The organism is Actinocorallia lasiicapitis (assembly GCF_054778695.1).
In genome coordinates, this window is sequence record NZ_BAAGZI010000079.1 from 1 (window position 1) to 19,744 (window position 19,744).

17 protein-coding genes and 1 pseudogene are annotated in these 19,744 nt (G+C 69.4%); 16 read left to right on the forward strand and 2 right to left on the reverse strand.

Annotation, left to right across the window (positions count from 1 at the left end; all coding sequences use genetic code 11):
• From ACYVE7_RS12070 to ACYVE7_RS12100, 7 genes are all read left to right on the forward strand, one after another.
• Positions 1-557: cell division protein FtsQ/DivIB (locus tag ACYVE7_RS12070; RefSeq protein ID WP_460364718.1), on the forward strand; the 557-nt coding region annotated here is incomplete at its 5' end.
• A gap of 192 nt (positions 558-749) precedes the next feature.
• Positions 750-2,051 (forward strand): cell division protein FtsZ, encoded by a 1,302-nt coding sequence (ftsZ, locus tag ACYVE7_RS12075; RefSeq protein ID WP_460364719.1) that lies wholly within the window; start codon positions 750-752, stop codon positions 2,049-2,051.
• A gap of 4 nt (positions 2,052-2,055) precedes the next feature.
• Complete coding sequence (locus tag ACYVE7_RS12080; RefSeq protein ID WP_460364720.1) at positions 2,056-2,757, forward strand: YggS family pyridoxal phosphate-dependent enzyme; 702 nt, start codon at positions 2,056-2,058, stop codon at positions 2,755-2,757.
• A gap of 39 nt (positions 2,758-2,796) precedes the next feature.
• Positions 2,797-3,285 carry a cell division protein SepF gene (locus ACYVE7_RS12085; protein WP_460364721.1) on the forward strand — a complete coding sequence of 163 codons (489 nt, stop codon included), beginning with the start codon at positions 2,797-2,799 and terminating at the stop codon, positions 3,283-3,285.
• A 15-nt stretch (positions 3,286-3,300) separates the two neighbouring features.
• Positions 3,301-3,612, forward strand: coding sequence for a YggT family protein (locus ACYVE7_RS12090; RefSeq protein WP_460364722.1), 312 nt, complete (start codon positions 3,301-3,303; stop codon positions 3,610-3,612).
• A 72-nt stretch (positions 3,613-3,684) separates the two neighbouring features.
• Entirely contained in the window at positions 3,685-4,578 is an 894-nt protein-coding gene (locus ACYVE7_RS12095; RefSeq protein ID WP_460364723.1) for a DivIVA domain-containing protein, read from the forward strand.
• A gap of 201 nt (positions 4,579-4,779) precedes the next feature.
• Positions 4,780-6,096: a hypothetical protein gene (locus ACYVE7_RS12100; protein WP_460364724.1), complete on the forward strand. Its 1,317-nt coding sequence runs from the start codon at positions 4,780-4,782 to the stop codon at positions 6,094-6,096.
• 72 nt (positions 6,097-6,168) lie between these two features.
• Here ACYVE7_RS12100 and ACYVE7_RS12105 read toward each other — a convergent pair whose 3' ends face one another.
• Both ACYVE7_RS12105 and ileS read right to left on the reverse strand, forming a co-directional pair.
• Entirely contained in the window at positions 6,169-6,828 is a 660-nt protein-coding gene (locus ACYVE7_RS12105) for a DUF1707 SHOCT-like domain-containing protein (protein WP_460364725.1), read from the reverse strand.
• A 100-nt stretch (positions 6,829-6,928) separates the two neighbouring features.
• Entirely contained in the window at positions 6,929-10,084 is a 3,156-nt protein-coding gene (gene ileS, locus ACYVE7_RS12110; protein ID WP_460364726.1) for an isoleucine--tRNA ligase, read from the reverse strand.
• 278 nt (positions 10,085-10,362) lie between these two features.
• Here ileS and ACYVE7_RS12115 point away from each other — a divergent pair, with 278 nt between their 5' ends.
• The 9 genes and pseudogenes from ACYVE7_RS12115 to ACYVE7_RS12155 form a co-directional block, all read left to right on the forward strand.
• Complete coding sequence (locus tag ACYVE7_RS12115) at positions 10,363-10,635, forward strand: DUF167 domain-containing protein (protein ID WP_460364727.1); 273 nt, start codon at positions 10,363-10,365, stop codon at positions 10,633-10,635.
• A gap of 69 nt (positions 10,636-10,704) precedes the next feature.
• Positions 10,705-11,178 (forward strand): TraR/DksA family transcriptional regulator, encoded by a 474-nt coding sequence (locus ACYVE7_RS12120; RefSeq protein WP_460364728.1) that lies wholly within the window; start codon positions 10,705-10,707, stop codon positions 11,176-11,178.
• Between the two features lie 65 nt (positions 11,179-11,243).
• Positions 11,244-11,750: a signal peptidase II gene (gene lspA / locus ACYVE7_RS12125; RefSeq protein WP_460364729.1), complete on the forward strand. Its 507-nt coding sequence runs from the start codon at positions 11,244-11,246 to the stop codon at positions 11,748-11,750.
• Positions 11,743-12,672: an RluA family pseudouridine synthase gene (locus ACYVE7_RS12130; protein WP_460364730.1), complete on the forward strand. Its 930-nt coding sequence runs from the start codon at positions 11,743-11,745 to the stop codon at positions 12,670-12,672. Before lspA ends, ACYVE7_RS12130 begins: the two co-directional genes overlap by 8 nt.
• A gap of 153 nt (positions 12,673-12,825) precedes the next feature.
• Complete coding sequence (gene dnaE, locus ACYVE7_RS12135) at positions 12,826-16,419, forward strand: DNA polymerase III subunit alpha (RefSeq protein WP_460364731.1); 3,594 nt, start codon at positions 12,826-12,828, stop codon at positions 16,417-16,419.
• A complete protein-coding gene (gene ybaK / locus ACYVE7_RS12140) occupies positions 16,416-16,892 on the forward strand; it encodes a Cys-tRNA(Pro) deacylase (protein ID WP_460364732.1) in 477 nt (158 codons plus the stop codon). The genes dnaE and ybaK overlap by 4 nt, the downstream gene beginning before the upstream one ends.
• 603 nt (positions 16,893-17,495) lie before the next feature.
• Positions 17,496-18,188 (forward strand): DUF6882 domain-containing protein, encoded by a 693-nt coding sequence (locus tag ACYVE7_RS12145; protein WP_460364733.1) that lies wholly within the window; start codon positions 17,496-17,498, stop codon positions 18,186-18,188.
• 91 nt (positions 18,189-18,279) lie between these two features.
• The gene (gene hisD, locus ACYVE7_RS12150; protein WP_460364734.1) at positions 18,280-19,587 is read left to right on the forward strand and encodes a histidinol dehydrogenase; all 1,308 of its coding nucleotides are present in this window, start codon (positions 18,280-18,282) and stop codon (positions 19,585-19,587) included.
• Positions 19,584-19,744: pseudogene (locus ACYVE7_RS12155) on the forward strand (histidinol-phosphate transaminase); the annotation flags it as partial. The gene hisD and the pseudogene ACYVE7_RS12155, both read left to right, overlap by 4 nt.

The following is a 19,744-nucleotide window of genomic DNA, read 5'->3' on the forward strand; positions in this document are numbered from 1 at the left end:
GGCTGCTCAGGTCCAAGCAGGTCGCCGACGCGGCTCAGGTGCGGATCGGCGCGCCGCTGGCGCGCGTCGACACCGGCGCGGTCGCCCGGCGGATCGCGGCGCTCCGCGAGGTCGAAGGGGTGACGGTCGACCGCGGCTGGCCGACCACCCTCGTCATCACCGTCCGGGAGCGTCGGCCGGTCGCGGTGTTCCCGTCGGCGCAGGGCTTCGCCCAGGTGGACGCGTTCGGTGTGACGGTAATCACTTCGCGTGACAGACGGGGGAATCTGCCCGTCCTCGCGGTCGCCCAGCCCGGTCCCGGCGACCCCGCCACCAAGGCCGCTCTCGGCGTTCTCACGGCCCTCCCGACGCGATTGTCGTCACGTCTGGTCACCATCGAGGCGCTGAGCCCGCAGAACGTGGTGCTGCGGCTCGGCGGCGGCATCACCGTGGTCTGGGGCTCGGCGGAGCGGCCAAAGGAGAAGGTGAAACTGCTCGACGCCCTGCTGAGGACCAGGGCGGGGCGGCTCGCGCACACCATCGACGTGTCCGCGCCGGGTGTGGTCACCACCAGGTGACCTGCGACTTCCGCGAACCGGGGCAACGCGTCGTGACCGCGACACGCCGATCCGGTTGCGGGCGCGTTAGTTGACCCTGATGCAGGCCAGCCCTACTGTCCCTAGCAGCCCTCAGGTTTACATAACTGTAAGCCTCAAGTAGAGGGTGAAGCTTTAAACACTCACAGCAAGCGAGCGGAAAGGCCCCTCGTCGTGGCAGCACCGCAGAACTACCTCGCGGTCATCAAAGTCGTCGGCATCGGCGGCGGCGGTGTCAACGCCGTCAACCGAATGATCGAAGAGGGGCTCAAGGGCGTCGAGTTCATCGCCATCAATACTGACGCCCAGGCGCTATTGATGTCCGACGCCGACGTCAAGCTCGACGTCGGCAGGGAACTCACCCGTGGCCTCGGCGCCGGCGCCAACCCCGATGTCGGCCGCAAGGCCGCGGAAGACCACCGCGAGGAGATCGAGGAGGTCCTCAAGGGGGCCGACATGGTCTTCGTCACCGCCGGTGAAGGCGGCGGCACCGGCACCGGCGGCGCGCCGGTCGTGGCGAACATCGCCCGCGGCCTCGGCGCCCTCACCATCGGTGTCGTGACGCGCCCCTTCAGCTTCGAAGGCAAGCGCCGCGCGATGCAGGCCGAGGCGGGGATAGAGACCCTCCGCGACGAGGTCGACACCCTCATCGTCATCCCCAACGACCGGCTGCTGTCGATCTCCGACCGGCAGGTCAGCGTCCTGGACGCCTTCAAGGCGGCCGACCAGGTGCTCCTCTCCGGTGTCCAGGGCATCACCGACCTGATCACCACCCCCGGTCTGATCAACCTGGACTTCGCCGACGTCAAGTCGGTCATGTCCGGCGCGGGCTCGGCCCTGATGGGCATCGGCTCGGCCCGGGGCGACGACCGCTCGGTCGCCGCCGCCGAGATGGCGATCTCCAGCCCGCTGCTGGAGGCGTCCATCGACGGTGCCCACGGCGTGCTGCTGTCGATCTCCGGCGGGTCCGACCTCGGCCTGTTCGAGATCAACGAGGCGGCGCAGCTCGTCTCCAACGCCGCGGCCCCCGACGCGAACATCATCTTCGGCGCCGTGATCGACGACGCGCTCGGCGACGAGGTGCGCGTCACCGTGATCGCGGCGGGTTTTGACGAGATGCAGCCCACAGCGCCCGAACCGGAGGTGAAACGGCTCCCGCCGCCGCCTCCGCCCCAGCGCAACGTGCCGCCGGCCCGCCCGGCCACCATCCAGGCGACCGTGGTGAACGAGGCGGCCGCCCCCGTGCACACGCCCGAGCCGGAGCCGGCCCAGGCCACCGCGCCGGAGCCGGAGCAGGAGCCGGCCGAGCACCCTAAGGTGCCGCAGCCGGCGAGCAACCCCGAGCCGACTGTGTCGAGCAATGCAGGGGCAGCGAACACGCCTTCCCGATTCGACCGGTTCTCCGAGCCGTCCCGGCGCCGTCCCGTCGTCTTCGACGAGGACGACGACCTCGATGTGCCGGACTTCCTGAAGTAGATCTGTGACCCGAGAAGAAGAGCTCGCGGCCAACCTGCAGGACGTCCGCGAGAAGATCGCGGACGCCTGCGCCAAGGCCGACCGCGAGGTGGCGGAGATCACCCTGGTCGCGGTGACCAAGACCTTCCCGGCCTCCGACGTCCGGCTGCTGGCCGGGCTCGGGATCACCGAGGTGGCCGAGAACCGCGACCAGGAGGCGGGCCCCAAAGCCGCCGAACTCCGCGATCTGCCGTTGAACTGGCATTTCGTGGGGCGTCTGCAGACCAACAAGGTGAAGTCGGCACTGAAGTACGCCGACGTCGTCCACTCGGTGGACCGGCCCCGGCTGGTGTCGGCGCTGTCGACGGCCGCGGAGGGCCGCGACAAGCCGCTCACCTGCCTGGTCCAGGTCTCGCTCGACCCGCCGGAAGCCGACGGCAGGGGAGGCGCGCGGCCCGAGGACGTCCTGCCGCTCGCGGCGGAGATCGCGGACGCGCCGGGGCTGGCGCTCGGCGGGATCATGGCGGTCGCCCCCCTCGGGGAGGACCCCGGGCCCGCGTTCGAACGGCTCGCGGAGCTGACAAAGGAATTGAGGGCCGCGCATCCGGATGCGACGATCATGTCGGCGGGGATGAGCGGAGACCTCGTCGAGGCGATCGCCTGTGGCGCGACACACGTACGCATCGGTACGGCGTTGCTCGGAGGCAGGCGGGCGATCGTCAGGTAATGTCCGAGCGGGCAGCGGACGTCTGGAACGGAGGGGCCCATGGCCAGCGCGATGCGCAAGATGGCGGTCTACCTCGGCCTCGTCGAGGACGACCGTTATGACGAGTACGACGACTACTACGACGACGATCCCCACGAGGAGCGCCGTCACGAGATCGACCTCGAAGAGGACCACCGCACGACCACGGTCCCGTCCGTCGAGCCGCCCGCGGTTCCGGCACAGGAACGTCGTGAGATGGTAGTGCCGGATTTGGCGCGTATCACTACGCTTCATCCCAGGACCTACAACGAGGCCAGGACCATCGGGGAGCACTTCCGTGAGGGCACTCCGGTGATCATGAACCTCACCGAGATGGTCGACAGCGACGCCAAGCGTCTCGTCGACTTCGCGGCTGGTCTGGTGTTCGGTCTCCATGGGAGCATCGAGCGTGTTACCAACAAGGTGTTCCTGCTGTCCCCGGCCAACGTCGAGGTGACCGCCGAAGACAAGGCGCGGATGGCAGAACGCGGATTCTTCAACCAAAGCTGACAGCCACATGCGAGAGTGTCCGTGACAGTCGTTGGATCGATTCTGACCGTCGTCCTTTATCTTTTTCTGCTGATCTTGATCGGCAGACTGATTCTGGACTACCTCAAGATGTACGCGGAGAGCACGTCCCGGCAGCCCTGGCGGCCCAAGGGGGTCGTGCTCGTGTTCGCCGAACCCATCTGGACGGTCACCGAGCCGATCCTGGTGCGACTGAGGCGTATCTTCAAACCGTTGCGATTGGGTAACGTGAGTCTCGATCTGAGTTTCATGGTGCTCTTCCTGGCAGTCCTGATCTTGATCAGGATCGTCGGGGGGCTGACATCATGATCGCCTTCGTGACGGAGCTCTGATCGGATACCGTCCTTCGGGACAAACTCCAAGCGCGCCAAGGAGACCAACATGCCGCTGACACCCGCGGATGTGCGGAACAAGCAGTTCAGCACGACCAGGCTTCGACCTGGATACGACGAGGAAGAGGTCGACGCCTTCCTCGACGAGGTCGAAGCCGAGCTCGACCGTCTGATCCAGGAGAACGAGGAGCTCCGCGCCAAACTGGCCGAGACGCTCCGTGGCAAGATCCCGGCCATGGCCGCCCCCATCGTGGAGCCCAAGCCCGATCTGGCCCCCCCGATGCCCGAGCCCGTGCGCCACGAGCCGGTCATGCAGCAGCAGCCCGAGCCCATGGGCCTCGGGCTCGCGCACGAGGAGCGCATCGTCCAGCGTCCGTCCACCGAGGACAACATGGACACCGCGGCCCGCGTGCTCGCGCTCGCCCAGCAGACCGCCGACCAGGCGATCGCCGACGCCCGCCGCGAGGCCGACGAGACCCTGGGACGGGCCCGTCGCGAGGCCGAGGAGATCCTCGGCAAGGCGCGCCGCCAGGCCGACCAGATCGTCTCCGAGGCCCGTTCGCGCGCCGAGCAGCTCGACCGCGATGCCCAGGAGCGGCACCGCCAGGTCATGGGCTCCCTCGTGCAGCAGCGTGAGGAGCTGGAGCGCAAGGTCGACGACCTGCGCGCGTTCGAACGCGAGTACCGCAGCCGGCTCAAGGCCTACCTTGAGGGCCAGCTCCGCGAGCTCGAGGTCGGCGCGACGGAGGGCTTCCCCTCCGGCCCGACCATCACGGGCCCGCAGCCGGTCGCGGTCGTCGCCCACGACGTCCGCAACGGCCAGCCCGCGCAGGTCTCCTCCGGCCCGACCCCGTTCCCGCCGCCGAGCGAGCCCGCTCAGCAGCACAGCGGTACGGGCGCCTTCCACGCCGTGGAGCCCCAGCCGCACGAGCGCAGGGTCTGAGAGTAAGAGTTCGAGCAGGTTGGTGTCCTTCCCGTCCGCTCACTCGGGGACGAATTTCCCCGGGAAGCATTTGGGAAGGCGCGCACTCCCGTGACGACCGGCCTCCGGTTGTAGCGATAGGGTGCTGAATCGGCCGTGACGCCGCTCACTGGAAGCGGCGCACCGGCCGGTCTGCTCGAAAGCCGGGGAGAGGAAGATTTTGTGATCATCCTGAGTGGCCTGCTCGTCGTCGGAGCGATCGCCTTGCTGGTGGCGGGGATCGTGACGCAGGAGCAGGGAGTACTGGGCCTGACCGGGCTTCAGCTGATCTACGTCTCGATCGCTGTGAGCGTCGTCTCCGCCCTGTGCCTCGCCATCGGGGTGCTCATCAGGCGCAGGGAGCTGTTCGGCCCCGCCGCCGCCCGCCCGGTGAACAAGACCCGTCCGACCGGCAAGGCCGCCCGCCAGGCGGCTGCCCGCACTCCGATCGCCCCGGCGGAGGAGTACGCGGAGCCGGTCGCGTTCGAGACCCCGGTGTCGTTCCCGATGCCGTCGGTCGAGGTCCCCGACGACGCGATCGTCTACGTCGTCCCGGGCCGCAAGCGCTACCACCTCGACACCTGCCGTCAGCTCGCCGGTCGCCAGACCGAGGACCTGACCTACGTCGAGGCGCAGGAGGAGGGGTTCAGCCCCTGCACCGCCTGCCTGCCGGACACCGCCCTGGCGGCGCGCGCCATGGCGGCTCCGGCAGGCGAGGTCTCCACCGAGGAGACCGAGCCCGCCGATTTCGAGTCCGCGGATTCCGCTTACCCCACGGCTCCCGAAGTGCAGGTCACCGCGCCGGACTGGAGCCAGTCCGCGCCGATCGACCAGCCCGTCGCGGCCTTCCCCGAACCGGCGACCGTCACCGACTTCCCGGTCCAGGACTGGAGCGCTCCCGCGGAGCCGTCGGCGACCGAGACCACGACCGACTGGCGGCCCTCGCCGTACGCGCCCACTCCTGAGGAGCGGCGCTCGCTCGGCCTGGACAAGCTGGACAAGGTCGGCACCGAGAAGCCCAGCCCGCTCGACGACCCGTCCTTCACGGTTCCCGCCGAGGAGCCCGCGGCGCAGGACGAGGACGTCACCAGGACCGACGAGGTCCCGGCCGCCCGTGAGTGGGAGTCCGCCCCGGCCACCGAGACCCTGACCGACGCCGCGTGGAAGCCCGCCGCCGTGCCCGACCTGGAGCAGGTACTGGCCGAGGCGATCAAGGAAGAGGAGGCCGAGGCGCCCGCCGCGGCCCCCGCGCCGACCGTCGAGGAGCCGCTGCCCGTCGCGGTGCCGGAGTCCCGCGAGCCGGCGGAGGAACCCGCCGACGAGGGGCCGATCGTCCGGATCCTCAGCGGCACCAAGCGTTACCACCGCACCGACTGCGCCCTCATCGAGGACATCGGTGAGGAGGACGAGGATCTGGAGAGCCTGCCTCGCACCGAGGCCAAGGCCAGGGGCTGCACCCCGTGCCTGGTCTGCCAGCCGGACAAGGAACACGCCCACTAGCGGCACGGACGACGGAAGGGACGCCCACGGGCGTCCCTTTTCTGTGTTTCTTCCCCGCGTCGTTTCTCCAGGTCAGCCGGAGGTGCGGCGGTCGCGGCGTTCGGCGCGGCGGGCCGCGCGCTGGGCCTGCCGCTGCTCCTTGGGAAGCTTGCGCTTGAACTCGATCCCGCCGAACAGCACGAACCCGGTGAAGCGGATCACGGGGGCCTGCGGGTCGACGGTGTCGTTCTCCGCGTCGTCCACCGCGCCGAAGATCGCCGAGACCTCGGACACCACCCGCACACCGGGCGGGACGACGACGTCGATCCCGCCGAAGACGCACGCCACGTTGACGACGACTTCCCGCCGGGTGAGGACCGCCTGACGGTAGTCCAGATCGACCCCACCGAAGATCGTCGTGATGGTGGTGGTCGGCTCGGCCAGCCAGCGTCCCTTCCGCTCGGCGCCACCGAAGATCGCCACGATCGTGCTGGACCGCTGCGTGGGCGCGCCCTGCACCGGCTCCGCCCCCTTGATCAGCGAGATCGTCGGCCCGTCCTCGGCATCCGACGGAAGATCGCGAATCAACGGTTCGAGCTCCGCGTACGTCTTGGTCGTATAGAGCACGTCAAGCCGCTCGGCATACTCCTCAGGCGCCAGCCGCCCCTCGGCCAGCGCGTCCCCCAACCGCCCCGCGACGGCCTCCCGGTCAGCGTCAGACGCCCGCAGCTCGCTCTTCTTCTCCAAATCCACCCCCCCACTATCCCAAACGCGACACTACGCGTCCATGATCTCGTGGAAAGCGCGGACGGCCCGCCGGAACCCCGGCGGGCCGTCCTGCGGTGCGGTGCGATCAGGCCTTGGTGAGGGTGAAGGAGAGGCCCAGGTCGGGGTCGGTGTGGGTGGGGGTGGTGGTGGTGGTGGGGGACTCGGTGAAGGTGGTGGCGAGGACCTCGGTGGCGATGTCGGGGGTGTGGTCGCGGAGGGCTTCGGCTAGTTCGCCTTCGGCGGACCAGAGGACGGTGATGCGGTCGGTGACGTCCAGGCCCGTGGTCTTGCGGGCCTCCTGGAGGAGCCGGACGGCCTCGCGGGCCAGGCCGGCCCTGCGGAGCTCGGGAGTGATCTCCAGATCGAGGGCGAGGGTCTCGCCGTTCGCGGACTCCACCGCCCAGCCCGACTTCGGCCGCTCGGTGATCACCAGATCCTCGGCGGTCAGCGACGCCTCGCCGACCTCGTCGGCCGTCACGAGCACGGAGCCCGCGCCGCGCAGCGCGGTGACCAGGGCGGCCGGATCGGACGCCGTGATCGCCTTCGCGACGAGCGGGGTCTGCTTGCCGTAGCGCTTGCCGAGCTCACGGAAGTTCGGCTTCACCTCGAAGTCGACGAGATCGCCGCCGATCGACGACAGATCCTGGAACTCCGCGACGTTCAGCTCCTCGGAGATCTGCGCGCGCAGCTCCGCGGGAAGCGCCGCCCAGCCGGGCGCGCCGATGAGGGCGCGGCCGAGGGGCTGCCGGATCCGGACGGCCGAAGCGGTACGGGCGGCGCGGCCCAGATCGACCAGCCGCCTGACCAGGCCCATCTGCCCGGACAGCTCGGCGTTCAGCAGCGCCTCGTCCACGACCGGCCACGACGCCAGGTGCACCGACTCGGGCGCCCCGGCCGGCTTGATGACGTCCCACACATGGTCGGTCACGAACGGCACCAGCGGGGCCATCAGCTTGGTGAGGGTCTCCAGGCACGTGTACAGGGTGGCGAAGGCGCTGTGGCCGTCGGCCGTGACGGGGCCCTCCCAGAAGCGGCGGCGGGAGCGGCGCACGTACCAGTTGGACAGATCGTCGATGAACTCGGCGAGCCGGCGTCCGGCGGTCTGGGTGTCGAACGACTCCAGCGCGGTGGTGACCTCGGCGACCGTCCGGTTCAGCTCGGCCAGTGCCCAGCGGTCCAGCAGCGGCCGGTCGGCGGGTGCGGGCGCCTCGCCGAGCCGGTCGGGGGTCCAGGCGTTGTCCTGCGCGGCGGCCGCGTTGGCGTACAGCACGAAGAACGAGGCGGTGTTCCAGTAGGTCAGCAGGACCTTCCGGACGACCTCCTCCAGACCGGCGTCACCGACCCGGCGGGGCGCCCACGGCGAACCCGAGCAGGCCATGAACCAGCGCAGCGCGTCGGCGCCGTGCTTGTCCATCAGCGGGATCGGCTGGAGCACGTTCCCGAGGTGCTTGGACATCTTCCGGCCGTCCTCGGCGAGGATCAGGCCGAGGCAGAGCACGTTCTCGTAGGCGGACTTGTCGAACACGAGGGTGCCGACGGCCATCAGCGAGTAGAACCAGCCGCGGGTCTGGTCGGTGGCCTCGCAGATGAACTGCGCCGGGTAGGACTGCGCGAACTCCGCGGAGTCGGAGCCCGGGTAGCCGAACTGGGCGAACGGCATGGAGCCCGAGTCGTACCAGGCGTCGATGACGTCGGGGACGCGGGTCGCGGTCTGCGCGCAGACCGGGCAGGGGAAGGTCACGTCGTCGACGAACGGGCGGTGCGGGTCCAGCGCCGACAGGTTCTCGCCCGCCAGCTCGCCGAGTTCCTTCAGCGAACCGACACAGGTGACGTGCTGGTCGGGGCAGGTCCAGATCGGCAGGGGAGTGCCCCAGTAGCGCGACCGCGACAGCGACCAGTCGACGTTGTTGCGGAGCCACTCACCGAACCGGCCCTCCTTGATCGTCTCGGGGTGCCAGTTGGTCTGGGCGTTCTCCGCCAGCATCCGGTCCTTGACCTCGGTGGTCCGGATGTACCAGGCGGGCAGCGCGTAGTAGAGCAGCGCGGAGTGGCAGCGCCAGCAGTGCGGGTAGCTGTGCTCGAAGTGCGAGCCCTTGAACAGCAGGCCCCGCGCCTGGAGGTCGGCGGTCAGGGTGGCGTCGGCGTCCCGGAACAGGACCCCGCCGACCAGCGGGACGTCGGGCAGGAACGTGCCGTCCGTGCCGATCGGGTTGACGACGGGCAGGCCGTACCGCTTGCAGGTCGCCATGTCGTCCGCGCCGAACGCCGGGGCCTGGTGGACCAGGCCCGTGCCGTCCTCGACGGTGACGTAGTCGGCGAGCAGCACGAAGTGCGCGCCGGGGATCTCGACCAGGTCGAACGGGCGGGAGTAGGGGGTGCGCTCCAGTTCGGCGCCGGGGAAGGACTCGGTGGCCGTCCAGCCCTCGCCGAGCGCGGACTCCAGCAGCGGCTCCGCGACGATCACCGGGGTCTCGCCGTCCTTCTCGGCCACCACATAGGTGACGTCGGGGTGCACGGCGACCGCGGTGTTGGAGACCAGGGTCCACGGGGTGGTCGTCCAGATCAGCAGGTCCTTGCCCGCGAACCGGCCGGACGTGACGGGCATCCGCACGTACACCGACGGGCTGGACACCGTCTCGTAGCCGCCGGGCTGGCCCAGCTCGTGGTCGGACAGGCCCGTCCCGCAGCGCGGGCAGTACGGGGTGATCCGGTAGTCCTGGAACAGCAGGCCCTTGTCCCAGATGACCTTCAGTGACCACCACACCGACTCGACGTAGGCCGGGTCCATGGTGCGGTAGGCGTCGGCGAGGTCCACCCAGTAGCCCATGCGCTCGGTGAGCTCTTCGAACGCGTCGGTGTGCCGGGTGACGGACTCGCGGCAGCGCTCGTTGAACTCCTTGATCCCGTAGGCCTCGATCTGGGGCTTGCCCGACAGGCCGAGCTCCTTCTCCACGGCGACCTCGACGGGCAGGCCGTGGCAGTCCCAGCCGGCCTTGCGGGGCACGTTGTAGCCCTGCATGGTCTTGAACCGGGGGAAGACGTCCTTGAAGACGCGGGCCTCGATGTGGTGCACACCGGGCATTCCATTGGCGGTGGGCGGGCCCTCGTAGACGACCCAGCGGGGGCCGTCCTGGTTCTTGTCGAGGGAGCGCTGGAAGATCTTCTCGTCCTGCCAGCGGCGCAGAAGCGAGCGTTCGAGTGCGGGCAGGTCGACCTGCGCGGGCAGGGGCGAGAAGGACACTTCTTCTCCTTCAAAGGACTCTAACGGTCGGCTCTGAAGGGACGAAGCGCTCGGCTCCGCGGTACCACCCCTCTTGATCACGGCGAGCGTGATCCGCTTCGTTGGTCGCGGCTGCCGGGTCTAGTGGGCCAGGTCACCGGGACCGGGCTGTTCTTCCGGCGGCTCCGAGGTGATGGCCTCATCGCTGCCTTGCGCGTCGACTGCCACGATTGTACGGGTACCCGGGGTCGGTGTTCGACCCATTACCTGGGCACGGAAGGCCCAAGGAGAGGTGAAACATGTCGGTGCGGCTGACCATCCGGGTGGGGCCCGGAGCGTCCAGGAACCGCGTCGGGGGCGTGCATGGCGAGGCTCTGGTGGTCAAGGTGGCCGCTCGGGCCGTCGAAGGAAAAGCGACCGAGGCGGCACTGAACGCGGTCGCTCGAGCGTTGGGGGTACGAAGAAGGGACATCCGATTGATCAGCGGTGCGACCAGCCGTGAGAAGGTCATCGAGATCGACGGTGATGTGACCCAGCTCACATCAAAGATCGGCGAACTGCGTGGTTCCTGACGACGTGTCATGGGGCATATGCGGGTGGTGACCAAACGGCGATGTTTGCCGTACCGCGAATGGAGACCTATGCTGCCCGCACTGCCAGTCGAAGAGAAGATCAACGCGAGGGGGTCCGACGTGGCCGGCACCGCAAGCGTGACGAAGAAAGCGGGAAAACTCCCGGTCCGCGACGGTGAGGAGAAGTGGACGACCAAGGAGTTGTCCACCGTGAAATCCCGGCTGGCAGCCGAGATCGAGGAGTTCGCGGCCGAGATCTCCGCCGCCCGCACTCAGGCCGCCGAGGGGAGCGACGCCGGCGAGGGGGCCGGCGACGATCAGGCCGACGCCGGGGCCAAGACCTACGAGCGTGAGCACGAACTGGCGCTCACCAACAATTCGCGTGATCTGATGGAACAGAACGAACGCGCGATCGCCCGGATCGACGCGGGCACGTATGGTGTCTGCGAGAACTGCGGCAAGGCCATCGGAAAGGCACGACTCCAGGCCTTCCCGCGCGCCACCCTGTGCGTGCCCTGTAAGACGAAGGAAGAACGTCGCTGACGGACATCGATACCTCTCCAGACGGAGCCGGGGCCGCTACCGCGCCCCGGCCTCGTCGCGTTGCCGTGCTGGCCGGCGTCGCGCTCCTCGCCTACCTCCTGGACTTGGTCACCAAGGTGATCGTCGTCGCCCGGCTCGAGGGACGCACCCCGATCGAGCTGCTGGGCGGCTTCACCACGCTGCGGGTCACCCGCAACAGCGGTGCGGCCTTCTCCATCGGTACCGGGATGACCTGGATCTTCACGATCATCGCCACCTGCGTGGTGATCGCGATCATCCGCACGGCGCGCAACCTGCGCAGCGTGCCCTGGGCCGTCTGCCTGGGCCTGCTGCTGGGCGGCTCCCTCGGCAACCTGACCGACCGGGTCTTCCGGTCGCCGGGCGTGTTCAAGGGCCATGTGGTCGACTTCATCGAATGGCCCCACTACCCGGTGTTCAACCTCGCCGACTCAGCGATCGTGTGCGGCGGCGTCCTGGCCGTCTACCTCGCGTGGCGCGGCGTCCAGATCGACGGCACCCGCGTCGTCTCCTCGAAATCCGCCCCCGCGGAGAAGGCCGACGGCGATGAGTGACTTCCGTTCCCTGTACGTTCCGGACGGGCTGGAGGGCGAACGCGTCGACGCGGCGCTCGCCCGGCTGTTCGGCCTGTCGCGCAGCCGCGCCGCCGAAGTGATCAGCGCGGGTGACGTGCAGGTCGACGGCCGTCCGGTGAGCAAGTCCGACCGGGTGACGGCCGGGGCCTGGCTGGAGGTCACCCTTCCGCCGCCGCCCGCGGCGCCCGTCGCGGTGCCCGAGCCCGTGCCCGGGATGATGATCGTGTTCGAGGACGACGACATCGTCGTGGTCAACAAGCCGATCGGTGTCGCCGCCCACCCGACCACCGGCTGGACGGGCCCGACCGTGATCGGCGGGCTGCTCGGCACCGGGCACACCGTCGCCACCAGCGGGGCGGCCGAGCGTCAGGGGATCGTGCACCGGCTCGACGCCAACACCACCGGCTGCATGGTCGTCGCCAAGAGCGAGCTGGCCTACTCGCGGCTCAAGCGCGCCTTCCACGACCGTGAGATCACCAAGCGGTACCACGCGCTGGTCCAGGGCCACCCCGACCCGTTCCGCGGCACCGTCGACGCGCCGATCGACCGGCATCCGGGCGGCAGCGGCAAGTTCGCGGTGATCGCGGGCGGCAAGCCGTCGGTGACGCACTACGACACGATCGAGGCGTTCCGGGCGGCCACGCTGCTCGACATCAATCTGGAGACGGGCCGCACCCACCAGATCCGCGTCCACATGTCGGCGCTCAAGCACCCGTGCGTGGGCGACCTGATGTACGGCGCCGATCCGACGATCGCGGCCCGGCTGGGCATGTCCCGGCAGTGGCTGCACGCGGTGCGGCTGGGTTTCGCGCATCCGTCGACGGACGAGTACGTCGAGTTCACCAGCCCGTACCCGGACGATCTGCAGAACGCCCTGGACCTGGTCCGCGCCGAATCCTGAGTACCCCGTGCCGCCGAGGTCGGCGGAGTTCGCGCCGCCCTCGGTTTGAGGCCGTCTCAGGCCCCGTTGAAGTTGCCGGGTCGAGCGCGTCCACCGCGCCGCCTCGATAGAGTTGGGGCACCGTCCGCCGACCCCGAAAGGCCAAGATCACCTGTGGCTGACTCGTTCGTGCACCTGCATGTTCACACTGAGTACTCCATGCTGGACGGCGCGGCGAAGATCGGAAAGATGGCCGACCGCGTGTCCCAGCTGGGGATGCCCGCGATCGCCATGTCCGACCACGGGAACCTGTTCGGGTCGTATGAGTTCCACAAGAAGATCAAGGGCGCCGGGGTCAAGCCGATCATCGGCATCGAGGGGTATGTGAGCCCCGAGTCCCGCTTCCATAAGCAGGCCGTGTTCTGGGGCGAGCCCCACCAGCGGAAGTTCGACGAGCAGCGCGGCGTCGGCGGCGACGTCTCGGCCAGCGGCACCTACCTGCACAAGACCATGTGGGCCTACAACGCCCAGGGCCTGCGGAACCTCTTCAAGATCTCCTCACTGGCCTCGCTCGAAGGCCATATGAAGAAGTACCCGCGGATGGACGACGAGCTGTTCGACACCTACCACGACGGGATCATCGCGACGACCGGCTGCCCGTCGGGCGCCGTCCAGACGCGGCTGCGGCTCGGCCAGTTCGACAAGGCGCTGGAGCACGCGGCGAAGTACCAGGAGATCTTCGGCCGGGAGAACTACTTCCTGGAGCTGATGGACCACGGCGGCATCCTCATCGAGACCTGCGTCCGCGAGCAGCTCCTGGAGATCGGCAAGAAGCTCGGCATCCCGCCGCTGGTCACCAACGACTCCCACTACGTCACCGAGGACCAGGCCACCGCCCACGACGCGCTGCTGTGCGTCGGCACCAACTCCCAGATCGCCGCGCCCGACCGGTTCCGGTTCAGCGGCAACGGCTACTACATCCGCTCCGCCGAGGAGATGCGCGACCTCAACCACGACGAGCTGTGGAAGCTGGGCTGCGACAACACCCTGCTGATCGCCGAGCGCGTCGAGGCCTACGACGAGGTGTTCGCGCACCGCGACCTGGCCGCCAAGTTCCCCGTCCCCGAAGGGGAGACGGAGATGACGTGGCTGCGCAAGGAGGCGCAGCGCGGCGCCGTCCAGCGGTTCGGCGACCCGGTCCCCGCCGAGGTCACCGAGCGGATCGAGTACGAGCTCGGCGTCATCGAGGGCATGGGGTTCCCCGGCTACTTCCTCGTCGTCGCCGACATCTGCCAGCACGCGCGCGACAGCGGCATCTGGGTCGGGCCCGGCCGAGGGTCGGCCACCGGTTCGATGGTCGCCTACGTCACCGGCATCACCGAGCTCGACCCCATCGAGCACAATCTGCTGTTCGAGCGGTTCCTCAACCCCGAACGCGTCTCCATGCCCGATGTCGACCTCGACTTCGACGAGCGTCGGCGCGGCGACATGATCCGCTATGTCACGGAGAAGTACGGCGAGGACAACGTCTCGCTGATCATCACCTATATGACGATCAAGTCGAAGGCCGCCGTGAAGGACGCGGGCCGCGTCCTCGGCTACCCCTTCGGCGTCGGCGAGAAGATCACCAAGGCGTTCCCGCCCGCCGTCATGGGCAAAGAGATCCCGCTGTCGGCGATCCAGGACACCAGCCACCCCCGGTACGGGGAGGCGGGCGAGCTCCGCAAGCTCTACGAAGAAGACCACGACGTCAAGAAGGTCATCGACACCGCGATGGGCCTGGAGGGCCTGACCCGCGGCACCGGGGTGCACGCCGCGGGCGTCATCCTGTCCTCGCAGCCCCTCGTCGACGTCATGCCGATCTTCCAGCGGCCGCAGGACGGCGCGCGCATCACCGGCTTTGACGGGCCGTCCAGCGAGAACATGGGCGCGCTCAAGATGGACTTCCTGGGGCTGCGCAACCTCACGGTCCTGGGCGACGCCGTCGAGAACGTGAAGACCAACCGGGGCATCGAGCTCGACATGCTCAAGGTCCCCCTGGACGACAAGAAGGCCTACGAGCTGCTGGCCGCCGGCTGGACCCTCGGGGTCTTCCAGCTCGACTCCAGCATGATGCGCGACCTCACCAAGCTGATCGCGCCGACCGAGTTCGAGGACGTCTCGTCGATCCTGGCGCTCGGCCGTCCCGGCCCGATGGGCGCGAACGCGCACGTCAACTACGCGCTCCGCAAGGCCGGGACGCAGAAGGTCGAACCGATCCACCCCGACCTCAGGGACGCTCTGGAGCCGATCCTCGGCAACACCTACCACCTGGTGGTGTACCAGGAGCAGGTCATGGCCATCGCCCAGCAGCTCGCCGGCTACACCCTCGGCGGCGCGGACATCCTCCGGCGCGCGATGGGCAAGAAGAAGAAGGAGGAGATGGACAAGCAGTGGGCCACCTTCTCCTCCGGCATGGTCGACAACGGTTTCACCGAGGAGCACGCCAAGGCCGTCTGGGACGTCCTGGAGCCGTTCAGCTCCTACGGCTTCAACAAGTCCCACACCGCCGGGTACGGGCTGGTGTCCTACTGGACGGCCTACCTCAAGGCCAACTATCCGGCCGAGTACATGGCCGCCCTGCTCACCTCGGTCGGCACCAACAAGGACCGGATGGCCATCTACCTGGCCGAATGCCGCCGGATGAAGCTCCGGGTGCTGCCGCCGTCGGTGAACGAGTCGGGTCTGCGGTTCGCGGCCGTCGGCGAGGACGTCCGCTTCGGTCTCGGCGCCGTCCAGAACGTCGGTGACGGGCCGATCCACGGGATCATCGAGGCCCGCAGGGAGCACGGCAAATACACCGACTTCAACGACTTCCTCACCAAGGTGCCCGCCCCGGTCTGCAACAAGCGCACCATCGAGTCGCTGATCAAGGCGGGGGCCTTCGACGACCTCGGCCACTCCCGGTTCGGGCTGGTCCAGGTCCACGACACGGCGATCGACTCGGTCATCGACGTGAAGAAGAAGGAGGCGATGGGGCAGGATTCCCTGTTCGGCGCCTTCGAGGACACCGACGACTCCAGCGGCGCCGCGTTCGCCGTGGTCGTCCCGCCCAACGAGTGGGACAAGAAGACCAAACTGGCGTTCGAACGCGAGATGCTCGGCCTCTACGTCTCCGACCATCCGCTCAACGGGGCCGAGCGCGTCCTGGAGCGGAACCGGACCCACAGCATCGCCCAGGTGCTCAACGGCGACGCCGACCGCGAACGCGGCGAGATCAAGGTCGCCGGGATCATCTCGGGGGTCGACAAGAAGGTCACCAAGCAGGGCAACGTCTGGGCGATCCTCAACATCGAGGACCATGACGGCTCCCTCGAGGTCCCCTGCTTCCCCGCCACCTACCAGCTCTACGGCGACAACCTCGCGCCCGACCTCGTCGTCGCCGTCACCGGCAAGATCAGGGTGCGGGACAACGGTGAGGAGTCCTCGGTCTCCTTCAACGCCGTCGCGATCGAGTTCCTGGACATCTCCAACGTCCCGCAGGCCGGCGACCGCGACCCCATCGTCATCTCGCTGCGCGAGGACCGCATCGACGTGGCGCTCATCGGCGAGCTCAAGCAGATGTTCCGCACCCACCGGGGGGACACCCCCGTCCATCTGCTGCTGGAGAAGCTGAACCGCAAGAAGGTCCTGATGGCGCTGCCCGACTACAAGGTCAACCTGTCCAACGGGGCCTTCGCGGGGGACCTCAAGGTCCTGCTCGGCCCGAGCGCGCTGGTCGAGCTGTGACGGGCGGGACTCCGGCCGTCGTCGCGGCGAGCCGGGCGAAGATCGAGTTCCGGCTGCACGAGTACGAGGCCGATCCGGCCGCCGAGTCCTACGGGGAGGCGGCGGCCGACGCGCTCGGGGTGGAGCGGCAGCGGCTGTTCAAGACCCTGCTGGCCGAGGTGGACGGGAAGCTGACCGTCGGGGTGGTGCCGGTGTCGGGCACCCTGAACCTGAAGGCCCTGGCCGCCGCGGTCGGCGGCAAGAAGGCACGGATGGCCGACGCCCACGAGGCCGAGAAGGCCACCGGCTATGTGGTGGGCGGGATCAGCCCGCTCGGCCAGAAGAAGCGGCTGCCGATGGTAGTGGACTCCTCAGCCGAGGGGTTCGCGACCGTCTACGTCTCGGCTGGCAGGCGAGGGCTCCAGATCGAGCTCGCCCCCGTCGCGCTGGTCGGGCTCACCGGAGCGAAGGTCGCCGACATCGGCCGGGAATGACCTTCTGGCCAGGTCGAGGGATTCCAGCAGCCCGTAGGCGATCAGCGCGGTCAGCGGCCACAGGAGCAGGACGCCCTTGGCGCCCAGCGTCAGGACGCCGTCCAGCCGGGTGCCGTCGGGGGAGCCCATCGCGGCGTCGAACGCCGACTGCCCGATCCAGTGGCCGACGGCCCAGGCCACGAGCGAGCCGAGCAGGCCGCCCGTGGTCAGGCCCGCGATCAGGCCGAGGTCGTTGCGGCGTCCGGCGAACGCGTAGGCGAGCGCCCCGCACAGCAGGCCCAGCACGGCGCCGATCAGCGCGAAATGGCCGTCGGCCGCGATGAAGGACGGCGAGTCGGGCTCGAGCAGGACCGGTTTCAGCGGATCGTAGTCGTGCGCGACGACATAGGCGGGCCGGTCGGAGAACGACGACCACAGGAGCCCGGCGGGCAGTCCCAACAGGCACAGGGACAGTGTCGCGCCCGCCCAGTACCAGAGCTGTCGGCCCAAGATCGCTCTCCCCGTGACATGAACGAAACAGTGATCTCTCGCAGCGTAGCCGCATCGTGAGGGTGACCGAACGGGGGGCAGCGCGAAGGGCTTCGCCCAGGTAGTGTTCCGGTCATGTCAGGATTCAGCTCGGCGTTCGATCGCCTCGGTGCCGCGCTGTCCGCGATCGTGCTCCAGCAGCAGGAGACCCTCTCGGAGGTCCTGCCCCGCGCGGACTGGAGCGCCGACCTGACCGCCAGGACCTACAGCAGCGGCGGGGTGACCGTCCAGGTGTCGCTGCTCGGCAGCTACGCCTCCCGGGAGCGGACCTGGCTGTGGGGCTGGGCCAACGACCAGTTCGGGCCCGACCATCCGGCCGTCGCGCCCACGCTGGCGCTGCGGGCGCTGGGGGAGCGGCTGGGCGTCCCCGAGTTCACCACCCCCGAAGTGGATCTGAGCTGGTACGCCGGGCCCGCGGCCGACGGCGACGAGCTGATGGCGGTGGCCGCGGCGGGCGCGCTCGGCCAGCACGGCTACATCGGGGCGGGCTACGACGGCGGCTGCGCCTACCTGCTGGTCGACGACGAGCGGGTCCCGAAGGCCCCCTGGGACCCCATCCCCGTCCCCCGGCTGATCATGGGGGCGGTGGCGCTGTTCCCCTACGACCCCGCGCTGACCCTGACCCGGTACCTGTCCCACCACCGGATCCCGTTCCGGCGGCAGGGCGCGATGACCGAGGCGCGGCTGCCCGGCGGCGGCACCGCCCGCGCCATGTTCGACGGCGAGGGCCGCTTCGCCAACTGGGAAGCCGGCCTGTCCGTCGGATAACCGGCCCTCTGTCCGGATGGTGGGCTGTGTTGTCTCACCCCCTGGTATACGAATTCCCGGACCGGGGGGCCGTGTCCGTAGACTGAACCGTGTGATCTCCCGAATCGACCTGCGCGAAGGCCTTCCGGCCGATCTGCGCGCGACGCTGCCCCGAGCCGACTTCGACGTCGAGGCCGCCCTGGAGAAGGTGCGGCCGATCTGCGAGGACGTCCGGCATCGTGGCGTGGCGGCGGTCCTGGAGTACACGAAGGCGTTCGACGGCGTCGAGCTGAGCAGCACGAGGGTCCCCGCCGAGGCGATCACCGCGGCGCTGGAGTCGCTGGACCCGGCCGTCAGGGACGCCCTGGAAGAGGCGATCCGGCGGACCAGGATCGTCCACCGCGAGCAGCGCCGCACCGACCACACCACCACGGTCGTGCCGGGCGGCACGGTCACCGAGCGGTGGATCCCCGTCGACCGGGTCGGCCTGTACGTGCCGGGCGGCAAGGCCGTCTACCCGTCCAGCGTGGTCATGAACGTGGTGCCCGCGCAGGAGGCGGGGGTGCCTTCGCTGGCCGTCACCTCGCCCGCGCAGAAAGATCACGGCGGGCTGCCGCACCCGACGATCCTGGCGGCCTGCGCGCTGCTCGGCGTCGACGAGGTGTACGCGGCCGGCGGCGCCCAGGCCATGGCGATGTTCGCCTACGGCACGCAGGAGTGCGCGCCGGTCGATCTGGTGACGGGCCCCGGCAACATCTATGTGGCCGCCGCCAAGCGCTTGCTGCGCGGGGTCGTCGGCATCGACGCCGAAGCCGGTCCGACCGAGATCGCGATCCTCGCCGACGCGACGGCCAACCCCGTCTACGCGGCCGCCGATCTGATCAGCCAGGCCGAGCACGACACCATCGCGGCGTCGGTGCTGGTCACCGACTCGCTCGAGCTGGCCGAGGCCGTCGAGGCCGAGCTGGCCGTCCAGGTCCCCAGGACCAAGCACGCCGCCCGGATCACCGAGGCGCTGGGCGGCAGGCAGTCGGCGATCGTCCTGGTCAGGGATGTCGAGGACGGCCTCGCGGTCGTCAACGCCTACGGCGCCGAGCACCTGGAGATCCAGACCGCCGACGCCGCCGGGGTCGCCGCCCGCGTCCGCAACGCCGGAGCGATCTTCGTGGGCGACCACGCGCCGGTCTCGCTCGGCGACTACCTCGCCGGCTCCAACCACGTGCTGCCGACCGGCGGCTGCGCCTGCCACTCCTCGGGGCTGTCCGTCCAGTCGTTCCTGCGCGGCGTGCACGTCGTCGCCTACGACCGGGCCGCGCTGGCCGAGGCGACGGCCCGCGTGGTCGTGCTCGCCGAGTCCGAGGACCTGCCCGCCCACGGCGCCGCCCTGAAGGCCCGTTTCGACTGGGGGATCCCCTCATGACCTCCGTTGAGGACCTGCCGATCCGCGACGACCTGCGCGGCGAGAAGCCCTACGGGGCGCCGCAGCTCGACGTCCCGGTGCAGCTCAACACCAACGAGAACCCCTACGGGCCGTCGCCCGAGCTGGTCGCCGCGCTCGGCGCGGCCGTCGCCGCGAC

Excerpts from the sequence above, each read along its gene's own strand:
- ACYVE7_RS12120 (WP_460364728.1), top strand. The coding sequence starts at position 10,705 with ATGCTGCCCGCACTGCCAGTCGAAGAGAAGATCAACGCGAGGGGGTCC.
- ACYVE7_RS12095 (WP_460364723.1), top strand. The coding sequence starts at position 3,685 with ATGCCGCTGACACCCGCGGATGTGCGGAACAAGCAGTTCAGCACGACC.
- ACYVE7_RS12085 (WP_460364721.1), top strand. The coding sequence starts at position 2,797 with ATGGCCAGCGCGATGCGCAAGATGGCGGTCTACCTCGGCCTCGTCGAG.
- ACYVE7_RS12145 (WP_460364733.1), top strand. The coding sequence starts at position 17,496 with ATGTCAGGATTCAGCTCGGCGTTCGATCGCCTCGGTGCCGCGCTGTCC.
- ACYVE7_RS12130 (WP_460364730.1), top strand. The coding sequence starts at position 11,743 with ATGAGTGACTTCCGTTCCCTGTACGTTCCGGACGGGCTGGAGGGCGAA.
- ACYVE7_RS12115 (WP_460364727.1), top strand. The coding sequence starts at position 10,363 with ATGTCGGTGCGGCTGACCATCCGGGTGGGGCCCGGAGCGTCCAGGAAC.